Origin of the sequence: Halalkalibacter alkalisediminis (assembly GCF_028610705.1) — a bacterium.
Classification (GTDB): domain Bacteria; phylum Bacillota; class Bacilli; order Bacillales; family Bacillaceae_D; genus Halalkalibacter; species Halalkalibacter alkalisediminis.
This window is the reverse complement of sequence record NZ_JAQQWT010000005.1, coordinates 126,938-147,313: the sequence shown is the minus strand read 5'-3', so window position 1 is coordinate 147,313 and position 20,376 is coordinate 126,938. Positions and strand designations below refer to the sequence as shown.

Sequence of the window (20,376 nt, the reverse complement as noted above, 5' to 3'; positions counted from 1 at the left end):
TCAAGCCAAACAAATGGGAAGGAGGTAGAAAGCTTAAAATCATCTTGATAAGTTTAATAGAAAAATGACGTTTTTATGCTCTGCAACAGCAAGAAACGGCTCAAAAATCAGAAAAACCAGCTATGATTCATAGCTGGTTAAAATCTAAAGGTTTTGGATCAATTCATTCATTTGTTCCTTCAACAAGCAAAGATCATTCGATAGCCAACGAAAATGAACACCGTAATGGTCAAGTCTGGAGAAGCCAAAACGGTGGTTCTTAGCTTGGTGGAAATCAGTTAAAAATGTTTCGAAGTTTTGATTGGCAGCAGCTGGATCGACATACCAAATGGTGCCCATATACGTACAATCTTCAAACATTCCAATATGGAAATAAGGCGATTCCTTCTGGACTAGATTTAAATGATCAAAGGCGATCAGTTTACCCTCGATGAGAATCTGTGTCTTTGAGGAGAAACGATCAAACGCAAAGCTCTCAGCACTTTTCTGACGGCCCGATGAGAAGATCTCACTAAAGATGAGTGATGAGTTCGGTTCTAGGTCAATCTTCGTATCAGCTAGAAAAATAGAATCTTCAAAAGGGATCGTCGTTTCTGGTAGCCATCTTACCGAAGCGTTCTCACCAACCATTAGATCAACGGACTGCCGGCAAGGTAAATCTAGTCTTGATGGGTAGATCTTTGTTGAGGATTGTGGGATCAACGAAACATGGCTGTCGTTTCCTATAGTAATGCGGTATTTATTGACATCCCCCTCGACCATCCCCCCTGATGTCTCCATCAAGTAGACCGTTGCCGAACCCGTCTCATCAAGATAAAGAGCTTTGCTCGCTTTTAGAGGAGAGGAGTGATGGCTTTTGGTGAGCCTAGTGAGAGCACCCTTTTTTTCAAACGTCAGGCCGAGTTCTCCTTGCATTTTGTTGAGTTTCTTAGTTGGTTTCGCTAGTAGCTGCTTCTGCATAAAGATCCTCTAATAATAGTTGATACTTAATCCACGAAATGACCTCATCGATGCCGATGTCTTTTTTCTGATTGGTAAAGATGAATGGACGTCCTTCTCGTGCCTTCGTAGCATCCTCTTTCATGATATCCAAGTCAACCTCTACATAAGGAGCTAAGTCGATTTTATTAATGACGAGTAAATCTGAGCGTGTCACACCCGGTCCACCTTTACGTGGGATATCTTGTCCTTCTGCCACATCAATCACATAAATGAACCCATCCACGAGTTCTGGACTAAAAGTAGCCGATAAATTATCGCCACCACTTTCGATGAAAATAATATCTAAATCATCAAAACGATCCGTTAACTCATCAATCGCTTCAAAGTTCATCGAAGCATCTTCACGGATGGCTGTATGTGGACAACCACCCGTTTCAACACCAATAATACGATCAGGGGGCAACACACCGTTTGTCGTTAAAAATTGAGCATCTTCTTTCGTATAAATATCGTTTGTGATAACGGCTAAGTTGTAGTCTTTGTGCATCGCTCTTGTCAATCGTTCCGTAAGAGCTGTTTTTCCAGATCCGACAGGACCTCCAATTCCAATGCGTATAGGTCTTTTCATAGCAATCTCTCCTTGTTTTAAGATATAAAAAGTCGTGAATGTAAATGTTCATGTTCCATCGAAGCGAGTTCGATGCCAACAGATGAATTGCTAAGATCATCAATGGTTTTATTTTTCAAAAGTTCAACGGCTTCATTTATTGGGTCTAGTAAACTGTAAATGGCTTGTACACCAGCGCTTTGACCGAGAGGAATCGCTCGGACAGCGTTATGAATCAGCGAACTTGTTGATGAATAGAGAAAAGCTGCTAAGACATCGTCGAGTTCAAACTCACATTGTGCCGCATACATCCCATAAGTCACAGCATAATGACCGTTAATGTTTTTTGATTTAATATGTTGCCGCCATGTAGTCATCATGGCAGAGTCAATCAGAGGGAGGGTCGTCTCGATAAATTGTTTTCCCATTTTCATACTACCTTGTCTTGATTCAGCCGCTATTTTCATCGCATGGCAAAGTTGATCAAGCTTTATTAATTCGTCGAAGTTCTCATTTTGAGCAAGCTTATACGCAACTTTTACAAAAAGGCCGTCACCGTAAACTAAGTTTGTAAAAAGATAAGTGTGACAAAAATGTAAGAGACTCTGCTTATCCGTTACTTTCCCTGCTTGAATATATGTCTCCATTCCAAACGAATGAGTGTACGAACCAATAGGGAAAGCCGAGTCATGAATTTGCATAAAATGTAACAAAGACGTTTTAATGGTGGTGGTGTCCTTTGTATTTAAATGGTGTTTCAAAACGGCGCTCGGTCTTCTCATAAGCCACTTGAACTTTTTCAAAAATAGCCTCTAATGTTTCATCAAAACGAACAACGATTTCAGTTTCTGAAACAAGGCACGGTGTATGACGGTTTCCTAATTCCCAACTGACTTTTCCCATTTCTTTCAATGACTTCGGTGTAATCACATAGGCTGGCTCCAGTTTTGTCCGAACGGCAATAACAGCTGTGTCATCTTGGTAGACGATATCGCCGAAGTGTAAGTGAGTATCATCATTGAGTGAGATCGCGATCTCTCTTCCTTTATCGGTGTGCTTTCTTAAAATCCGTTTGTTCAACTCTTCCCAGTCTAATTCAATCCATTCTAATTTTTCAGTGTCTACTTGTTGTTTTTTAACATTGCCGATGATGGTTTGTACGATCATGTGGATACCTCCTGGTTTGTGTGTGTGGTGGTTAGTGAAAGTAAGTAAATAAGTATTTCTGAGAAGGAAGACCTTCTCGGGTTGAATTAGAGATGGCCATGGCTCCGCACGCTGTGCGCTCGCTCTTGGAAACCTGCTCAGAACGAGTTTAAAAAATGGTAGCGGCTCTGCTCGTGGCTTATAGAATTTTTAAAAGGCGAAGTTCGTGCCTTTTTTTAAGACCCAAAAACTTTAAAGATCTTCTTGGGATGATTCGGAGAAGGCCATGGCTCCACACGCTGCGCGCCCGTTCTGAGAAACCCGCTCAGACCGGTCTTAAGAGCAGGCAGCGGCTCTGCTCATGGCTTAGAGATTTTAAAAAAGGCGAAGTTCGTGCCTTTTTAAAATCTTTAAGACCTTCTTGGGATGATTCGGAGAAGGCCATGGCTCCGCACGCTGCGCGCCCGTTCTGAGAAACCCGCTCAGACCGGTCTTAAGAGCAGGCAGCGGCTGCGCTCATGGCTTAGAGATTTTAAAAAAGGCGAAGTTCGTGCCTTTTTTAAAATCTCTAAAATAAAAAATACCTTTGTGCTAGTGAAACGGTCTCAAATGGTTCGCATTCGATTGCTTTTCCATCGACTTTGACTTCGTAGGTTTCTGGGTTGATGTCGATGGTGGGGGTGCCGTCGTTCCATTTCATGTCTTTTTTGCCGATGTTGCGACAGTTTTTGACAGGTGAGATGATTTTATTGAGTTTTAGTTTTTCGTGTACTTTATTGTCATAAGCGGACTGTGAGACAAATGTGATTGATGTTGAGTATTTGGCGCGGCCGAAGCTTCCGAACATCGGGCGTTGAAACACCGGTTGTGGTGTTGGGATAGAAGCATTGGGATCGCCCATTTGAGCATAAGCGATTAATCCGCCTTTTAAGATGGTTTCTGGTTTAACCCCAAAAAACATCGGGTCCCAAATAACCAAGTCAGCCAGTTTTCCGACTTCAACCGAACCAATTTCATGGCTGACCCCGTGTGCAATCGCAGGATTAATCGTGTACTTAGACACGTATCGTTTCACTCGTGTATTGTCATTTTCATTTGAAGCATCTTCCTCTAAAAATCCTAATTGTTTTTTCATTTTATCGGCCGATTGCCATGTACGGATGATCACTTCACCGACCCGGCCCATCGCTTGTGAATCCGATGAAATAATGCTGATGACGCCTAAGTCATGCAGGATATCCTCTGCTGCAATGGTTTCAGGGCGAATTCTTGAATCCGCAAAAGCGACATCTTCTGGTACTTCGGGATCCAGATGATGACAGACCATTAACATATCTAAGTGTTCTTCAATCGTATTAACCGTAAAAGGGCGTGTTGGGTTGGTTGAAGAAGGTAGCACATTCGGGTGTCCGGCAATCTTCATAATATCTGGAGCATGTCCGCCACCAGCGCCCTCTGTATGGTACGTATGAATGACGCGACCATTGATAGCTGCAATCGTATCCTCGACAAAACCAGCTTCGTTAAGGGTATCGCTATGTATAGCCACTTGAACATCTAATTGATCGGCTACACGTAAAGACATGTCTATCGTCTGTGGAGTTGTGCCCCAGTCCTCATGGAGCTTTAAGCCGATAGCTCCAGCTTCCACTTGCTCGATGAGTGGTTCAACAGCGGAGGCATTGCCTTTTCCGAGGAAACCAAGGTTAACCGGAAACTCTTCAGCCGCTTCAAGCATCCGTTCTATGTTCCAAGCTCCTGGTGTACAAGTAGTTGCTTTCGTACCAGTAGCAGGGCCTGTCCCACCACCAATCATCGTTGTAACACCAGAAGCAATCGCGGTGTCAATTTGCTGTGGGCTAATAAAATGAATATGAGCATCGATGCCTCCAGCTGTTACAATCATACCTTCAGCTGCAATGGCTTCTGTACTCGCCCCGACAATCATGTTAGGGTCAACGCCATCCATAATGTCTGGATTTCCCCCTTTGCCGATCCCGCTAATTCTGCCGTCTTTAATGCCGATGTCTGCCTTGTAAATTCCGGAATGGTCAACAATGACTGCGTTTGTAATAATAAGATCGAGAACCCCTTCGTTCCGAGTGCGAACGCCGTCTTGACCCATTCCATCTCGAAGGACTTTTCCTCCGCCGAACTTACATTCGTCGCCGTAGGTCGTGTAATCTTTTTCAATTTCAATCCATAAATCAGTATCGGCAAGGCGAACTTGGTCACCTACAGTAGGACCGAATAAATTTGCGTATTGTCGTCTAGATAGTTCCACTTAGTTCTCACCTCCGGAAAATCCTTTTTCTTTTAAAGTCCATTCGATAGCTTTCCTTGAGTCGATAGAACCATTCGTTAAACCATTTAAGCCGTGAATGACGCGGTTGCCTCCAACTTCAACGAGCTCCACTTCTTTTTCTTCACCGGGTTCGAAGCGTACAGCCGTACCAGCTGCAATATTAAGACGCATGCCAATCGCTGCCACGCGGTCGAAGGCGAGAAAGCGATTGACTTCAATAAAATGAAAATGGGATCCTACTTGAATCGGTCTGTCGCCGATATTAGAAACTTTTATTTTTAATGTCTTTCGGTTTTGATTGCAATGAATGGAGCCTTTTGCAACCCGAATTTCACCAGGTATCATCAAATTCCTCCTTTGTTACTGGATCGGATCATGAATCGTCACAAGTTTGACACCATCTGGAAATGTAGCTTCCACTTGAATGTCATGCACCATTTCTGGAATTCCTTCCATTACATCTTCAGAAGTGAGTACATGTTTTCCTTCACTCATTAACTGAGAGACTGTCTTTCCTTCCCGGGCACCTTCCATTACAAAGCATGTAATGATCGCCACGGATTCCGGATAGTTTAGCTTTATTCCTTTTGCCTTTCGTTTCAGAGCAAGTTCACCGGCAACATAAATAAGTAATTTTTCTTGTTCGACGGGTGTTAGTTTCAAATGTTTTCACCACCTTACATGAGATGTGAGCTTTTTATTAGATATTCTGTAAATTCAAACTAATCTCAATTGTAAGGTTTCGTTTTAATGCACACAATTTCCATGTCAGAAAATGTAACAAACTTTTCTTTTCTTATTGGTAAAAGTTCAATAAATTGTTAAATACAAGTTGAATATAGTGGTAGAGTTCATTAAGCCATTGTAAAAGAGTAGAGCGAAATAAGTAAAAATAAGGTAAGTTTTACAATTAATCAAAAGCATAATTAAACTAGTGATTTCTCAGAATGAGAGCTTACTATGCTATAATATTTTTTAACTGAAATGAATCAAGGGGTGAATGGTTTTGAGATGGAAGTCTTTACTTATCATGTTGATCGGAGTAAGTTTTATCGTTTTTCTTTCGGGTTGTTCTGAAGCAGCCGGATCAAATATAGAAACAACAGTACATTTAGAGAAAGATGAGCTCATTCTATCAGTTGGTTCTGAACCTGATACAGGATTTGATCCTACGACAGGATGGGGACGATATGGCTCTCCACTTTTTCAAAGTACATTGCTTAAGAGAGATAAAGATTTAGAGATTGCCTATGATCTCGCTACGAATTACGAAGTGAGTGAAGATGGACGCGTGTGGACAGTGAACCTTCGCGAGGATGCTTTTTTTACCGATGGAGAAGCGCTAACTGCTACTGATGTAAAGTTTACGTTTGATAAGGCACAAACGAGTGGGTCTATTTTAGACCTCACTGTCCTTGATAGAGTTGAGATTCATGACGAATATACGGTTGTGTTTCATTTAAAAGAACCGCAATCTACCTTTATTCAAACACTACTAACACTCGGAATTGTCCCTGAACATGCGTATGATGACCAGTACGCTGAAAGCCCAATTGGTTCTGGGCCGTTTAAGCTCGTGCAGTGGGACAAAGGACAACAAATGATCGTGGAAGCGAATCTAGATTACTATGAGAAGGCTCCATTTTTTCAAAAGATTACTTTCTTATTCTTAAATGAGGATGCAGCTTTTGCAGCGGCCAAAGCAGGACAAGCTGACATGGCCTATATCCCAGCGGCGTTCAGTACACAAGAAGTGCCAGGGATGCGTATTGAGTCTATCCACAGTGTGGATAACCGAGGAATTATGTTTCCATATGTAGCCTCAGGAGAAAAAACAGAAGAGGGGTTAGAAGTGGGAAATGACGTCACTTCTGACCTAGCCATACGCCAAGCCATTAATCTAGCTGTTGATAGACAAGGACTAGTGGATGGTATTTTAGAAGGATTTGGGACACCTGCTTATTCGGTAGCTGACCGTCTTCCTTGGTGGAATGAAGAGACGGTGATTACCGATAATGATTTTACTGCTGCACAAGAGATAGTAGCAAACGCTGGTTGGGTGGATGAAAGCGGGGATGGCGTACTTGAAAAAGATGGTCTAAAAGCGGAATTCAAGCTGCTTTACCCTGCAAGTGATGTAACGAGACAGTCATTGGCGATCGCAGTGGCCGATATGATAAAACCTTTAGGTATTACGATCATTGTTGAAGGCAAAAGTTGGGATGACATCCAAGCACAGATGCATTCAAATGCTGTGTTAATGGGGTGGGGAAGTCACGATCCTCTAGAAATCTATCATGTTTATAGTGGCAAAAATGCTGGAGTGGAATGGTTCAATAGCGGTTATTACCATAATGAAACGGTCGATGACTATTTAGAGAGTGCTCTTGCTGCTACAACAGAGGAGGAGGCGATTGAATATTGGAAAAAAGCACAGTGGGATGGTCAAGCAGGCTTTAGTGCTAAAGGAGATGCGCCTTGGGCATGGCTTGTCAATATTGATCACATCTATCTAGTAGATGAAAACCTAGATATCGGGGAACAACGAATTCAACCACATGGTCATGGCTGGCCGATCACGGATAACTTGGTTGACTGGAAATGGAAAGAAAATTAAATGTCATTCTTACTGAAGAAAACAGTTAGATTGCTCTCTCTTTTGTTCGCGGTCTGTCTCTTTTCCTTTTTGCTCATTAGTCAATCACCTGTTGATCCGATTCAAGCTTATATTGGTGCAGATATGATGAGAGTGGGACCAGAGCAGCGCGAACAAATTGCTGAAAATTGGGGACTTAATGAGCCTCCTGCTCAGCAATTTGTTCGTTGGGGCTCTTCGGTTGTACAAGGGGATTTAGGGACATCGATGATTTATAGACGTCCCGTTTCAGAAGTGATTCATGAACGCTTTTATAACTCGTTAGCGTTGATGCTTGCAGCGTGGGTTTTATCAGGATTGATCGGATTTGTCATGGGGATTATCGCTGCGATGAAAAAGGATACATGGATTGATCGCGTCATCAAATGGTATTGTTACACATTGGCTTCCACTCCTACGTTTTGGATGGGGCTTGTTTTCCTTTTGATTTTTGCGGTTTGGTTAGAATGGTTACCAGTTGGAATGGGTGTGCCAGCAGGTGTGCTAGCTGAACACGTCACGTTAGTGGATCGGATCAAACATCTCATTTTACCTGCGTTAACTTTGAGTATAGTCGGTGTCGCAAATGTGGCATTACACACGAGACAAAAGTTAATCGAAGTGCTCTCAAGTGATTATATTTTATTTGCAAGAGCTAGAGGGGAGAAGGGGTTTACGTTGCTATGGAGACATGGTTTGCGCAATATCGCCCTGCCTGCGATTACCCTCCAATTTGCTGCGTTTGGTGAATTGTTTGGAGGAGCGGTGCTTGCTGAACAAGTTTTTTCCTATCCTGGTTTGGGGCAAGCGACGGTTGAAGCGGGACTGCGTGGCGATGTTCCTCTTCTTTTAGGGTTAGTCATTTTCAGTGCTTTGTTTGTTTTTGCAGGAAATCTACTAGCTGATCTCATCTACCGAATGGTCGATCCAAGGATGAAGGAGGGGAGATCGCTATGAGCCTATTATCGTTGAAAGGAAATGAACGCCAAAAGACCGTTGTCGTAACGGTCACGGCCGCTCTTTTCCTACTTAGCGTTCTTCTTGGTGGATGGCTTCTGAGTGATGATCGAATGGCAACCAATCTAGCATTACGTAATCTGGGACCTTCGCTTGCTCATCCGTTTGGGACAGATTGGTTAGGACGGGATATGTTTACTCGTACTTTAAAAGGACTGACGTTAAGTATGGGTGTCGGTCTCCTTGCCGCAACGGCCAGTGTGACCATTGCCCTCATTCTTGGAATGATGGCGGCTACGATGGGAAAAGTCGTGGATAGCATCATTTCATGGTTGGTTGACTTATTTTTGAGTGTCCCACATTTAGTCATCCTTATAATAATTGCCTTTACGATGGGTGGAGGAGTCAAAGGAGTTCTAATTGGTCTTGCTTTGACCCATTGGCCGAGCTTGACTCGAGTGATTCGAGCGGAGGTACTACAATTAAGATCGGCGGAATATGTGCAAATTTCGAGACGGCTAGGAAAATCACGCTGGTTTATTGCGAGAAAACACATCCTGCCACATCTTGTCCCGCAGTTTTTAGTGGGTCTATTTTTACTCTTTCCACACGCCATCTTACATGAGGCTGCGGTCACCTTTTTAGGAATGGGATTATCGCCGCATCAGCCGGCCATTGGCATCATTCTTTCGGAGTCGATGCGTTATTTATCGACAGGAATGTGGTGGCTCGCCTTTTTCCCTGGAGTTTGCTTGTTACTCGTTGTCCGGACCTTTGATATGATAGGCGAACGCTTGCGGATTCTCTTCGATCCTCATCGCGCTCATGAATAGAAAAAATAAAAATTAAGGGGGCGATTAAGGATGCCTCTTCTTGAAGTAGATCATTTATCAGTCGCTTTTACTCAGTATGCAAAAGGATTTAAGCAAGACACCTCTTACGTGATGAATCGCTTAAGTCTTTCGATCGATAAAGGTGAAATTGTCGCGGTTGTCGGTTCGAGTGGTTCAGGAAAAAGCTTGTTAGCACATGCAATCTTGGGGATTTTACCTGCCAATGCTACGGTAACGGGTACGATTTCGTATGATGGTATGGAGCTCTCACCGGAAAAACAAGCAGATTTACGAGGGCGTGAGATCGCTCTTGTCCCGCAATCGGTTACCTATTTAGATCCACTCATGAAAGTAGGCGCCCAGGTAAGAACTTCTGTGAGACAGGAAGACGCCGTGACCGCTCAACGAAACGTCTTTGAAAAATTTAAATTAAAAGCCGGTGTGGAAAAACTCTTTCCGTTTCAGTTATCGGGGGGAATGACTCGCCGCATTCTCGTCTCAACAGCAGTTTTGAGTGAAGCGGAGCTTATTATTGCCGATGAGCCAACCCCTGGACTTGATCAAGCTGTCATGAATGAGGCTCTCGCCTCGTTTAGGGAATTAGCGGACAATGGAAGTGCCGTCATGCTCATCACTCATGATATTGATGCTGCCTTGAAAATTGCCGATAAAATTGCCGTTTTTTATGCAGGAACAACGGTTGAAATCGCACCCGTTCAAGATTTTAGTGGAAAAGGGGAACGGTTAAGACATCCGTATACAAAAGCGCTATGGAGAGCCCTTCCGCAAAATGAGTTTTTGCCAATACCAGGGTCACAACCTCAGGCAAATGCACTGCCTAAAGGCTGTTTATTTGAACCACGCTGTTCATATGCCACTGAGGATTGTTCGAAACAAATACCGGTAGCAAGAGACGTTCGCTCTGGGATGGTGAGGTGTATCCATGCAACTTGAAGCTAAAAACATCGGCTTTCGGTACGATAAAGAGAGCTGGATTTTTCGCAATCGAAATCTCTCTCTTTCATCGGGCGAAGTCGTCGGGTTAATCGGACCGAGTGGCTGTGGAAAAACGACGTTTGCGCGCATGCTTGCGGGGTACATGCAACCATTTGAAGGACAAGTTTTATTAAACAATGCTCCACTCCCGAAAAAGGGGTATCAACCGGTTCAACTCGTCTTTCAACATCCTGAAAAAGCAGTTAATCCTAAGTGGCGAATGAAGAAGATCTTAACCGAGGGTGGCAAGTTTGATGACGAATGGCTCGAGTTAATCGGCATCAAAAAAGAATGGCTTAGACGCTGGCCCAATGAGTTATCAGGTGGAGAACTTCAACGCTTTTGTGTGGCGAGAGCACTTGGAGCTCACACGCAATTTCTGATTGCCGATGAAATGACGACGATGCTTGATGCGATTACACAAGCGCAAATTTGGCATGCGGTTCTTGATGTTGCTAGAAAACGTAACATCGGCATCCTCGTTATTAGCCATGAGCAACCTCTTATCAACCGGTTATGTGATCGAGTCATACATTTCTCAGGCAATAATAGCGGCGATGATCAGTGAAAGCTTGGTTGAAAGCTAGTGAAGTTTAGCCTTGCTGTCTGTTATGTTTTTTGACGTAGAGTGAATAAAAATCAAGAAAAGCACGCTCCGTTTTTAGTGGAGGCGTGCTTTTCTTGTGTATTCAACCCTTTGATAGAGTAGAGACCAATCAGAAAGCGCTCCCAAAGATAAATTGTTGGAATTTTTTAAAAAATGGCTGTCAGATATTCTACCGTATCTGCTGTTCGTTTTAGAAAATCTTGGTATCGTAAAGCGCGTAGACAAAAACATACATAAACAGGGAGGATCCATTATGAAAAAGTTTTTAAGAAGTAAATCCATTCTTCTAGGAATGGCGATGTCAGCGATCCTAGCGTTAAGCGCTTGTGGAGGAAGTGAAACAACAGGGGAAACAGATGGAGAGACAGGTGCGGAACCGACCGAAGAAGCAACAGAGGGAGAAGAAGTCAAAGTTGGGATTTTACACTCGTTAAGTGGAACGATGGCGATGAGTGAAACATCGGTAAAAGACGCTGAATTATTAGCAATTGAAGAAATCAATGAAGCTGGCGGCGTGTTAGGCAAAAAGATTGTTCCGGTTATTGAAGATGGTGCATCAGAACCATCTGTTTTCTCCGAACGAGCAACAAAGCTTTTGCAACAAGATGATGTGGCTGTTGTATTCGGTGGTTGGACTTCTGCAAGCCGCAAAGCAATGCTGCCCGTTTTCGAAGAGAACAACGGACTTCTTTATTACCCAGTTCAGTATGAAGGGATGGAAGCATCTCCTAATATCTTTTATGCAGGTGCTGCCCCTAACCAACAAATCGTCCCTGCAGTAGAGTGGTTACTAGAAAACAAAGGATCTGAATTTTTCTTATTAGGTTCCGATTACGTATTCCCAAGACTAGCAAACCAAATTATAAAAGCTCAATTAGAAGCAAGTGACGGTACAACAGTTGACGAGCAATACACCCCACTAGGTCATACCGATTACAGCACGATCATTTCGCGTATTCGTGAAAGCAAGCCAGAAGTCATCTTCAATACATTAAATGGCGATAGTAATGTTGCCTTCTTCAAGCAACTAGCCGATGCAGGAATTACTTCTGCTGACGTAACGATCTTATCTGTGAGTGTGGCAGAAGAAGAAATTCGTGGAATTGGGGCAGATGTATTAGAAGGACATTATGCAAGCTGGAACTATTACCAAACAACAGATACTAAAGAGAATGCAAGCTTCGTAGAGAGCTACAAAGAAATGCTTGGCGATGAGCGTGTAACAGGTGACCCAATCGAAGCTGCTTACTTCATGGTTCATTTATGGGCAAAAGCGGTTGAAGAAGCGGGATCATTTGATGTAGATGCGGTTAAAGCAGCGGCACCAGGAATTGAATTGGACGCTCCGGGTGGAAAAGTGATCTTTGACGGCGACAACCAACACGTTTGGAAAACGGTTCGTATTGGTGAAGTGCAAGCAGATGGTCAGTTTAAAGAAGTTTGGAATTCAGGTGAGCCAATTAAACCAGATCCATTCTTAGAAGGGTATGAGTGGGCAAGCGCCATTTCCTCTAGCGTTCAATAAGGAAGGGGTTAATGGAGGATGACTCACTTAAGAGTGGTCATCCTCTGTTTTTAAAAAATAATAGAACTTGCAAGGGAGGTTGCGAGATAAACCTCAGGAGCCATTGCATGTATTGGAAAAGGGTGGGGTTAAACATGGAAGGAATGCTTGTTCAAGGCTTTAACGGAATCAGCTTAGGTTCTATTTTGTTACTCATTGCATTGGGTCTAGCAATAACATTTGGATTAATGAAAGTCATTAATATGGCTCATGGCGAACTAATTATGATTGGAGCTTATGCTACTTATGTCATCCAGCTATTATTTAAAAATTATGTGCCGGCAGAATATTTCAATTGGTATTTCATCCTAGCTATACCTTTTGCATTTATAGTAGCTGCATTAATCGGAATGTTATTGGAGTTCTCCGTTATCAGGCATTTATATGGAAGACCGCTTGATAGTTTACTAGCTACATTTGGTGTAGGACTGATCCTGCAACAAACAGCAAGATCTATTTTCGGAGCGCCTAATGTAGGCGTCGAGGCACCATCTTTTCTAAGAGGCGGGGTACAAGTGATGTCTGTAACCCTTCCATATACAAGGTTATTTATTATTGGACTCGTCATGGTTTGTTTCTTAGGACTTTTCTTTTACTTATATAAAACAACAGGTGGAAGACGGATTCGAGCGGTTATGCAAAACAGAAATATGGCTACTTGTCTTGGAATCTCCTCTAGAAAAGTAGACTCCCTTACATTTGCCATCGGATCGGGTTTTGCTGGAATTGCTGGTTCGGCGCTAACGTTAATTGGCCCAATTGGCCCTACCATTGGTCAGAATTACATTATTGATGCGTTTATGGTCGTCGTTGTCGGTGGTGTTGGAATGCTAGCGGGTACCGTTATTGGGGCACTTGGTATCGGTGTGTTTAATACGATCTTTGAATTTTGGACGAATGCTTCGATGGGGAAAGTGCTTGTGTTTGCTTTGATCATATTGTTTTTACAGTGGAGACCATCCGGTTTATTCTCTCTTCGTACTCGTTCATTAGATTAATAAAAAGGAGAATGAAAAAAATGCCATTTTCAGTAACGAAATATATGTTTGATAGAAGGTGGATGTTTGTTGCTTTATTACTTGTTTTAGTCCTGTGTCCGCTTTTTTTATCCGACTTTCGCTTAAATTTATTAGGACGTTTTTTGGCTTTTGCCATTCTTGTCATTGGCCTTGATCTCCTTTGGGGATATTCAGGCGTATTAAGTCTTGGACACGGGATCTTCTTTGGAGTAGGCGCTTATATTATGGCGATTTACCTAAAGCTTGAAGCATCTGGCACGGTTCCCGACTTTATGATGTGGAACGGAATTACGGAGCTGCCTTGGTTTTGGGCTATTTTTAAAAGCCCGTTTGCTGCTATCCCGCTCGCTATTATTTTGCCCGCACTCATCGCTGGAGTTTTAGGTTTCTTTATTTTCCGCAACCGCATTAAAGATGTGTACTTTACGATTCTGACTCAAGCGCTCGTCATCGTAACCGTTACGCTCATTATTAGTAAACAGGAATTGACTGGAGGAACAAATGGGATTACGGGTTTTTCGACGATCTTCGGTCAACCGTTAATGGCACCTTCTACACAGAAAATCATTTATTTTGTGACAGTTGCCTGCTTAGCAGCTATCTTCTTTCTCTGTTACAGATTGGTTCATAGTCGGTTCGGAAAAACGTTAATTGCCATCCGTGACGGTGAGAATCGTCTTCGTTTCTCTGGTTACGATACATCGTTGTTTAAGGTATTCGTATTCGCGATCTCTGCTGGAATCGCAGGACTAGCGGGAATGTTGTTTGTTTTACAAGTCGGAATGATCTCCCCAACAACAATTGGAATCGTACCTTCAATCGAAATGATTCTTTGGGTAGCCATAGGTGGTCGAGGAACGTTGATTGGACCAGTGATAGGAGCGATTGTCACCAATTTGGCGAAAACCTTCTTCAGTGAAAATTACCCTGATATCTGGTTGTTCTTCTTAGGGTCTGTCTTTGTCATCGTTGTTTTATTTCTACCTGGTGGATTAATGAGTTTGTTTAATAAATTGCGAGGAAAGAAAAAAGGAGGACAATCAGATGAAACGAAATCAATCTCGGAAGATGGAGAGAGAAAACGTACTGCAGTGTAACGATGTCGTCGTTCGTTTTGGTGGATTTGTCGCGATCAATCATTTCTCTTTTTCAATTGAACGTGGGGAGCTTCATTTTCTAATCGGACCGAACGGCGCAGGGAAAACGACGTTTCTCGACGTCTTATGTGGAAAAACAAAAACGACTGAAGGCGATGTGTTGTTTAAGGGAAAAGATGATTTAACTAAATATAAAGAGTTCGAAATCGTGCGCAAAGGAATTGGTAGAAAATTTCAAGCGCCATCGATTTTTCCGAACTTAACCGTCTATGAAAACCTAGAAATTGCGATGAAGCAAGATAAGCGAATCTGGTCGATACTGCTAGCGAAAACAACTAAGCAGCAAAACGATGAGATCGTAAAACAACTCGAGTTGATTGGACTATCAGAACAGCGCGACTTACAAGCGCGAATTCTTTCACATGGACAGAAGCAATGGCTTGAAATTGGCATGGTGATGATGCAAAAGCCTGATTTGCTCTTACTCGATGAACCGATCGCCGGGATGACCGAAGAAGAAGAAGAGAAAACAGGTGAACTCCTATTAAAACTGAAACAGCAATGCACGATGATTGTCGTTGAACATGACATGGATTTTGTTCGCAAGTTTGCTGAAAAAGTAACCGTCATGCATGAAGGAAAATGGCTATGTGATGGCCCAATGGAAAAGGTTCAATCAAATGAAAAGGTAATGGAAGTGTATTTGGGAAGAAAAGGAGTTGAGTCAAGTGCTACAACTACAACAGCTTGAAGTCGCTTATGATGAAAGTACAGTGATCAGAGATATTACATTGGAAGTTCGACCTGGGCAGATTGTCTGTCTAATGGGAAGAAATGGTGTCGGTAAAACGACATTGATTAAATCAATTATGGGCTTACTCAAAGCGAAAAAAGGGGTCATTACCTACGGAGCGGAGGAAATGACTCATAAAACACCGACCTTCCGTGCAAGACAAGGCATTAGTTATGTGCCACAAGGAAGAGAAATCTTCCCGCAATTGACGGTTTATGAAAACATCATGCTCGGCTTAGAAGCCAGATCCAATTCCAAGAAAAGCATCGATGAAAAAATCTATGAGTACTTTCCTGTCCTAAAAGAAATGAAAGACCGCCGAGGCGGTGATCTAAGCGGAGGCCAACAACAGCAACTAGCCATAGCCCGTGCACTTGTCTCCGAACCAGAATGCTTGCTTCTCGACGAACCAACAGAAGGAATCCAACCAAATATTGTGCAAGACATCCAAAATGTCATCCGCGACATCAAAAAGCAAAACGAAAACATCTCCATCCTCCTCATCGAACAAAGCTTTGACTTCGCCAAAAGCGTAGCCGATTACTTTTATATCATTGATAAGGGGAGAATTGTGTATGAAGGAGAGGAATTGATTGAATCGGAAGTTAGTCATTATTTGAGTGTATGAGAGATAGTACAAAAAGGGCGATCTTCCCTTTTTGTACTATCTCGAAGCATTGAGCGTAGCCGCTGCCATCTCTTAAGCCTTCTGAGCGAACTTCTCAGAAGGCGTGCAGCGTGTGGAGCCAATGCAAACTCCCCGGCAGACAGTCTTATCTAATCAGAGAGGCTGTCTTACCTTTTTAAATAACTCAGGCAAAGAGTAGCCGCTGCCATCTCTTAAGCCTTCTGAGCGAACTTCTCAGAAGGCGTGCAGCGTGTGGAGCCAATGCAAACCCCCTGACAACCAGCCTTATCAAATCAGAGAGGCTAGCTTATTATTTTGAATAAACGGGGCAAAAAGCTACCGCCGTAAAAGGAAAAGACATTGTAACCCTTTTAGAAGTTCTACCTAAAAAGCAAGTTACCCAAAAGTAGCTTGCTTTTTTTACACGACTAATCTTGGCTTTTGTGTCGATGGTTTAATGTATTTAACTAATAGCCTACGTGAGATTGGTCCAACCATTAGTAGCTGCGCTGGGAGCGCTACGATAAAGTTTAGACCAACCGTTTTAAGGTATGCTGTGAAAAGGGAACCTTCAATTCCTGTCATGAACGTTGTTAAAATCACTCCGTATACAGACATAATCAGAACCATCATAGGGACCATACAAAAAGCAAGGACCACAATAAAGTGGGTTTCTTTCGATTTATCATAAGGTAGTGATAATGCAAATTTACGCGCTTTCGGTTCAACTAATGACTCTGCGATAAAAGCGACGATAAAGGTTATGACAAATTGAATGATTGCCCCCCCTACTGTAAACGATGAAAATCCGTGCAAAGCTGTGTTGTAAACGGACATAATCAGAACCATTCCAAAACACATAAAAAGCCCAAAAATGATTCCTTCTTTTTTATTACTAGGCAAATAAAAACATCCTTTCTTCTAGAGAATAAATGTAATTATATAGGCCTAAAAATTTTTACATAAGTGACAGTTTTGTGACAAAATGACTTCTAGAGAGAATGTTATCTTTAGAATATGCCCGGCCAAAGAGCGTTTAGGAATGGGAGTCTTATCGATTTTGCTTTTCTCTGTTGGAATTGGACTTGGATTTGTATATATATATGGCGATGGGGATTTTCGTTAGTGGGGCGGTAATTCCAGTTACACTAGGTTTAATGTGGAAAAAAGCAACAAACACAGGGGCGTTTTATGGTGCTTTGTGTGGAATGATAAGTGGTGTATTTGCTTGGAATCTATCAGCGTAAACTCATGCATGGTCAAATTAATATAAAGTCATTAGGTCAGCTTCATTCGATGTTGTTTGGAAATGTAACCGTCTTTCTTGTGAGCGGTGTGATCTCAATTGGACACGGTTTGGTATCTTCACAGGAATTTGATTTTGAGTCATGAAAAGATAAATTTAAAAGCTTTGATGATAAAGTCGCTTAAGTTATTTCAAAAGGAAGTCATTTTTTATGGATGAAAAACAGTTAATTTAAAGATACAAAATTGTGTACGCGTTGGGCCATTGGTTTAGCATTAGCATTAGTATTAGTTGTCATTTGGCCAGGTATTATGTTTACAACTGGGTATATCTATAGTGAGCTATTTTTAAAACGATGGTTTTACTTATCATTTGGTTGGTTGATTGTAGCCGCGATCTTTTTTATCAAGAGACCGATTATCGAGTTTCTTCAGGATTCAAGTAAAGTGAATCAATGGGAATCTCTTGTTAAGAGGCTTTTTTTTATTATGCGACTTTAGATGGGAACTATGCGCTTCATGACTACTTGTGGTCTGGTCAAAACTAACAGTGAACGAACGCTTCTGTTTGGACATACTACGAGTGCAACCCCATTTTTGTAGCATGGAGGTGCTCTGGTATGAACAAAAAATGGTTAAGCTGTTTAGCTGTTGGGATGCTGCTTGTCACTGGCTGTAATGATCCCCAGCCACCACAAGCACAAGGGAATATGAACACGATGAATACAACAAATCAAAATCAACCCAATTTTATTGATGGCGCTGTTCACGGTGTGTTTGGGGTTGGTCCGATGAATTATTTAAGTTATAACCGCCAAAGAGCGACATATGACAGAATGGGCGAATTTCATAAAGGGGCCAGTTACATTACTCCGCAAAGTGAGCGACCTACACTAGAGAACGATCAAGCGCTGATTCACCATATTATTGAAGATGAATATGGAATGGAGGCGGGGATGGTAATCATTGCCGGAAGTCACGCTTTCGTTAATGTAACACCACCTGAAGATTTAAGCGATGAGGATAAGAAAAAAGAGATGGGGAAACTTAAGCGAGCTCTTCTTCAGGAAGTCCCGCGCTACCAAGTTCATGTTAGTGAAAGGAACGCCTAATGGGCGTTTCTTTTTTCGTTCTTTCTTGAATGACGGTTATTGTCGAAATTCTGTCCCGGGAAATAATGTTCTTTTTACTCTTCAATTAACAAGTACGTGCGTCCTTTGTTTGTACCGGTACTTCAAGAACTCACGAGGGGAGAAATTTACGATGTAGGACCTTTTTAGGAGTAGTGTAATTGCTAGGGGATGTGCGGATAATGGCTTTGGAATTGCTGATGATGACTAAGGAGCTAACAGGGATCTCGGCTAATTTATTTTTTATGAGTCATTTCCTTTAGGTGCTACAATCGGGAAAAATGAAGTTCGAAACATAAATTAGCAAAGCTAAATTGTGTTCATTTGAATCTGGCAAGTAAACTCCTCCTTGTTTGATCATTTTTATGGATACAAGAGACAGCATTTGGGGGTAAATAGGCAAAGGAAAGAGCCAAACACAGGAGTTTGGCTCTTTCTCTGATCATATTACTGACTCTATCTTAGTGTTAGTGTAGGAAATTCGCGCCTCAAGAACAAACACTATTTCCTCCGTGCTACTTGCTGAAGCGGATCCCAAACTCCATTATAAGGAGGTGCGTACGCCAAATCTAGATCTTCAAGCTCTGACACGCGCATGCGGTGAAAGAGGGCGGTCGCAAGCACATCAATCCGTTTATCGACACCGGCTTCCCCGATAATTTGACCTCCGAGCAGCTGCTCCGTTTCTTCATGATAGCTAAGACGAATGTCCATTTTCTTAGAATCTGGATAATAGCCAGCGATATGACGGACTGAGGCTGCGATTGTCTTAAAAGGATAGCCCATCTCTTTTATCTCAGATTCAGCCAATCCTGTTCGTCCTAAAGTCAGATCAAAAAATTTAATGATCGATGTCCCGACAATGCCTTGAAACGATCGAGGGTTTCCGACCATCGCACGTCCGGCTAAACGACCTTGCTTGTTGGCGTGTGTGCCAAGAGGGATGTAATCATCGCGCTCCTTTACCCGGTGATATTGCGTCGCGCAATCGCCTGCTGCATAGACATTCTCAACATTTGTCTGCATGAAGGCATTTACTTTAATTGCACCATTGCCAAACAGGTGAATACCCGTTCCGTCTAAGAAGCTCGTATTGGGACGCACGCCAACTGCCACCACAACAAGATCGGCATCAATGACTCCCTTGTCGGTGATCACACGCTGAACACGCTGTTCACCTTCAAAAGATTCAACTGACTCATTAAATTTTAGCGTAATCCCATGCTTCCGGGCTTCCGCGTGAATGTTCTCGGATAATTCTTCGTCAAAAATTTTTGCTAACCGTGGCCCGCGCTCGATCATGGTTACTTCTTTTCCGATCTCAACAAAGTTCTCAGCCATCTCAAGTCCGATGTAACCACCACCAACGATGACCACGCGAGATATGTGATCCAACTCTTCTACAATTGCTTTTGTGTCAGGGATGGTTTTGACCGTATGTATGCCATCTAGGTCGGTGCCATCCCATGGAGGCATAACGGGACTTGCGCCTGTAGCAATGAGTAATTTGTCGTATTCTAGCTCAAATCCATCGCCGGAAACCGTTTGTTTCTCCATATCAACCGAAGTGACTTCATGATTGACCCGTGCATCAATTCCATATTTTTCTCGAAACGTCTCGACATCACGTGCAATCAAAGAATCAAATGAGTCGATGACGCCGCCAACCACATAGGGCAAGCCGCATTGTGCATATGAATAGACGGCGCCCATCTCAAGCGTGGTGACTTCGGCCTCATCGTCTGCTCGAACAATTTGCATAGCGGCACTCATCCCAGCTGCGTCACCGCCAATAATGACATATTTCATAAAGACTCACTCCTTTTATTAGTACAATACCCCATTTTCGTTCTAGATAAGCAAAATTGGGGG

22 protein-coding genes are annotated in these 20,376 nt (G+C 42.6%); 13 read left to right on the top strand and 9 right to left on the bottom strand.

Annotated features, from left to right (window positions below):
* Positions 1-144: 144 nt before the first annotated feature.
* The 7 genes from PQ474_RS09710 to ureA all read right to left on the bottom strand — a co-directional run bounded on the left by PQ474_RS09710 (position 145) and on the right by ureA (position 5,663).
* Positions 145-960, bottom strand: a complete 816-nt coding sequence (locus PQ474_RS09710; protein WP_273842440.1) for an urease accessory protein UreD — start codon at positions 958-960, stop codon at positions 145-147.
* On the bottom strand, positions 929-1,570 hold the full coding sequence (gene ureG, locus PQ474_RS09705) for an urease accessory protein UreG (RefSeq protein ID WP_273842438.1): 642 nt from the start codon (positions 1,568-1,570) through the stop codon (positions 929-931). The genes PQ474_RS09710 and ureG overlap by 32 nt, the downstream gene beginning before the upstream one ends.
* A gap of 17 nt (positions 1,571-1,587) precedes the next feature.
* Positions 1,588-2,352: an urease accessory protein UreF gene (locus PQ474_RS09700; RefSeq protein WP_273842436.1), complete on the bottom strand. Its 765-nt coding sequence runs from the start codon at positions 2,350-2,352 to the stop codon at positions 1,588-1,590.
* Entirely contained in the window at positions 2,270-2,716 is a 447-nt protein-coding gene (locus tag PQ474_RS09695; RefSeq protein WP_273842434.1) for an urease accessory protein UreE, read from the bottom strand. The genes PQ474_RS09700 and PQ474_RS09695 overlap by 83 nt, the downstream gene beginning before the upstream one ends.
* 547 nt (positions 2,717-3,263) lie before the next feature.
* On the bottom strand, positions 3,264-4,979 hold the full coding sequence (gene ureC / locus PQ474_RS09690; protein ID WP_273842431.1) for an urease subunit alpha: 1,716 nt from the start codon (positions 4,977-4,979) through the stop codon (positions 3,264-3,266).
* Complete coding sequence (locus tag PQ474_RS09685) at positions 4,980-5,345, bottom strand: urease subunit beta (RefSeq protein ID WP_273842429.1); 366 nt, start codon at positions 5,343-5,345, stop codon at positions 4,980-4,982.
* Positions 5,346-5,360: 15 nt separating this feature from the next.
* Positions 5,361-5,663, bottom strand: a complete 303-nt coding sequence (ureA, locus tag PQ474_RS09680) for an urease subunit gamma (RefSeq protein WP_273842427.1) — start codon at positions 5,661-5,663, stop codon at positions 5,361-5,363.
* Between the two features lie 337 nt (positions 5,664-6,000).
* On the opposite strand from ureA, the gene PQ474_RS09675 reads away from it, so the two are divergent.
* The 10 genes from PQ474_RS09675 (at position 6,001) to urtE (ending at position 16,129) form a co-directional block, all read left to right on the top strand.
* Positions 6,001-7,617 carry an ABC transporter substrate-binding protein gene (locus tag PQ474_RS09675; RefSeq protein ID WP_273842424.1) on the top strand — a complete coding sequence of 539 codons (1,617 nt, stop codon included), beginning with the start codon at positions 6,001-6,003 and terminating at the stop codon, positions 7,615-7,617.
* Complete coding sequence (locus tag PQ474_RS09670) at positions 7,618-8,592, top strand: ABC transporter permease (RefSeq protein ID WP_273842420.1); 975 nt, start codon at positions 7,618-7,620, stop codon at positions 8,590-8,592.
* Positions 8,589-9,425, top strand: a complete 837-nt coding sequence (locus tag PQ474_RS09665) for an ABC transporter permease (protein ID WP_273842418.1) — start codon at positions 8,589-8,591, stop codon at positions 9,423-9,425. Before PQ474_RS09670 ends, PQ474_RS09665 begins: the two co-directional genes overlap by 4 nt.
* 30 nt (positions 9,426-9,455) lie before the next feature.
* Entirely contained in the window at positions 9,456-10,379 is a 924-nt protein-coding gene (locus PQ474_RS09660) for an ABC transporter ATP-binding protein (protein WP_273842416.1), read from the top strand.
* Positions 10,369-10,989 carry an ABC transporter ATP-binding protein gene (locus tag PQ474_RS09655; RefSeq protein ID WP_273842413.1) on the top strand — a complete coding sequence of 207 codons (621 nt, stop codon included), beginning with the start codon at positions 10,369-10,371 and terminating at the stop codon, positions 10,987-10,989. Before PQ474_RS09660 ends, PQ474_RS09655 begins: the two co-directional genes overlap by 11 nt.
* A gap of 292 nt (positions 10,990-11,281) precedes the next feature.
* Positions 11,282-12,553: an urea ABC transporter substrate-binding protein gene (gene urtA, locus PQ474_RS09650; RefSeq protein WP_390187088.1), complete on the top strand. Its 1,272-nt coding sequence runs from the start codon at positions 11,282-11,284 to the stop codon at positions 12,551-12,553.
* A 134-nt stretch (positions 12,554-12,687) separates the two neighbouring features.
* Complete coding sequence (gene urtB / locus PQ474_RS09645; RefSeq protein WP_273842412.1) at positions 12,688-13,590, top strand: urea ABC transporter permease subunit UrtB; 903 nt, start codon at positions 12,688-12,690, stop codon at positions 13,588-13,590.
* A 20-nt stretch (positions 13,591-13,610) separates the two neighbouring features.
* A complete protein-coding gene (gene urtC, locus PQ474_RS09640) occupies positions 13,611-14,708 on the top strand; it encodes an urea ABC transporter permease subunit UrtC (RefSeq protein ID WP_273842410.1) in 1,098 nt (365 codons plus the stop codon).
* Positions 14,656-15,459 carry an urea ABC transporter ATP-binding protein UrtD gene (gene urtD / locus PQ474_RS09635; protein ID WP_273842408.1) on the top strand — a complete coding sequence of 268 codons (804 nt, stop codon included), beginning with the start codon at positions 14,656-14,658 and terminating at the stop codon, positions 15,457-15,459. Before urtC ends, urtD begins: the two co-directional genes overlap by 53 nt.
* The gene (gene urtE, locus PQ474_RS09630; RefSeq protein ID WP_273842406.1) at positions 15,437-16,129 is read left to right on the top strand and encodes an urea ABC transporter ATP-binding subunit UrtE; all 693 of its coding nucleotides are present in this window, start codon (positions 15,437-15,439) and stop codon (positions 16,127-16,129) included. The genes urtD and urtE overlap by 23 nt, the downstream gene beginning before the upstream one ends.
* Positions 16,130-16,549: 420 nt before the next feature.
* Here urtE and PQ474_RS09625 read toward each other — a convergent pair whose 3' ends face one another.
* Complete coding sequence (locus PQ474_RS09625) at positions 16,550-17,032, bottom strand: DUF2798 domain-containing protein (RefSeq protein WP_273842404.1); 483 nt, start codon at positions 17,030-17,032, stop codon at positions 16,550-16,552.
* 182 nt (positions 17,033-17,214) lie between these two features.
* On the opposite strand from PQ474_RS09625, the gene PQ474_RS09620 reads away from it, so the two are divergent.
* From PQ474_RS09620 to PQ474_RS09610, 3 genes are all read left to right on the top strand, one after another.
* Complete coding sequence (locus tag PQ474_RS09620; protein ID WP_273842402.1) at positions 17,215-17,376, top strand: hypothetical protein; 162 nt, start codon at positions 17,215-17,217, stop codon at positions 17,374-17,376.
* A 244-nt stretch (positions 17,377-17,620) separates the two neighbouring features.
* A complete protein-coding gene (locus PQ474_RS09615; protein ID WP_273842399.1) occupies positions 17,621-17,875 on the top strand; it encodes a hypothetical protein in 255 nt (84 codons plus the stop codon).
* A gap of 119 nt (positions 17,876-17,994) precedes the next feature.
* Positions 17,995-18,486 carry a hypothetical protein gene (locus PQ474_RS09610; RefSeq protein ID WP_273842395.1) on the top strand — a complete coding sequence of 164 codons (492 nt, stop codon included), beginning with the start codon at positions 17,995-17,997 and terminating at the stop codon, positions 18,484-18,486.
* A 519-nt stretch (positions 18,487-19,005) separates the two neighbouring features.
* On the opposite strand, the gene PQ474_RS09605 is transcribed toward PQ474_RS09610, so the two are convergent.
* On the bottom strand, positions 19,006-20,313 hold the full coding sequence (locus PQ474_RS09605; RefSeq protein WP_273842394.1) for an FAD-dependent oxidoreductase: 1,308 nt from the start codon (positions 20,311-20,313) through the stop codon (positions 19,006-19,008).
* Positions 20,314-20,376: the final 63 nt, after the last annotated feature.

Excerpts from the sequence above, each read along its gene's own strand:
- PQ474_RS09710 (WP_273842440.1), bottom strand. The coding sequence starts at position 960 with ATGCAGAAGCAGCTACTAGCGAAACCAACTAAGAAACTCAACAAAATG.
- ureG (WP_273842438.1), bottom strand. The coding sequence starts at position 1,570 with ATGAAAAGACCTATACGCATTGGAATTGGAGGTCCTGTCGGATCTGGA.
- PQ474_RS09695 (WP_273842434.1), bottom strand. The coding sequence starts at position 2,716 with ATGATCGTACAAACCATCATCGGCAATGTTAAAAAACAACAAGTAGAC.
- PQ474_RS09685 (WP_273842429.1), bottom strand. The coding sequence starts at position 5,345 with ATGATACCTGGTGAAATTCGGGTTGCAAAAGGCTCCATTCATTGCAAT.
- PQ474_RS09675 (WP_273842424.1), top strand. The coding sequence starts at position 6,001 with ATGGTTTTGAGATGGAAGTCTTTACTTATCATGTTGATCGGAGTAAGT.
- PQ474_RS09670 (WP_273842420.1), top strand. The coding sequence starts at position 7,618 with ATGTCATTCTTACTGAAGAAAACAGTTAGATTGCTCTCTCTTTTGTTC.
- PQ474_RS09665 (WP_273842418.1), top strand. The coding sequence starts at position 8,589 with ATGAGCCTATTATCGTTGAAAGGAAATGAACGCCAAAAGACCGTTGTC.
- PQ474_RS09660 (WP_273842416.1), top strand. The coding sequence starts at position 9,456 with ATGCCTCTTCTTGAAGTAGATCATTTATCAGTCGCTTTTACTCAGTAT.
- PQ474_RS09655 (WP_273842413.1), top strand. The coding sequence starts at position 10,369 with ATGCAACTTGAAGCTAAAAACATCGGCTTTCGGTACGATAAAGAGAGC.
- urtA (WP_390187088.1), top strand. The coding sequence starts at position 11,282 with ATGAAAAAGTTTTTAAGAAGTAAATCCATTCTTCTAGGAATGGCGATG.
- urtB (WP_273842412.1), top strand. The coding sequence starts at position 12,688 with ATGGAAGGAATGCTTGTTCAAGGCTTTAACGGAATCAGCTTAGGTTCT.
- urtC (WP_273842410.1), top strand. The coding sequence starts at position 13,611 with ATGCCATTTTCAGTAACGAAATATATGTTTGATAGAAGGTGGATGTTT.
- urtD (WP_273842408.1), top strand. The coding sequence starts at position 14,656 with ATGAAACGAAATCAATCTCGGAAGATGGAGAGAGAAAACGTACTGCAG.
- PQ474_RS09610 (WP_273842395.1), top strand. The coding sequence starts at position 17,995 with ATGAACAAAAAATGGTTAAGCTGTTTAGCTGTTGGGATGCTGCTTGTC.
- PQ474_RS09605 (WP_273842394.1), bottom strand. The coding sequence starts at position 20,313 with ATGAAATATGTCATTATTGGCGGTGACGCAGCTGGGATGAGTGCCGCT.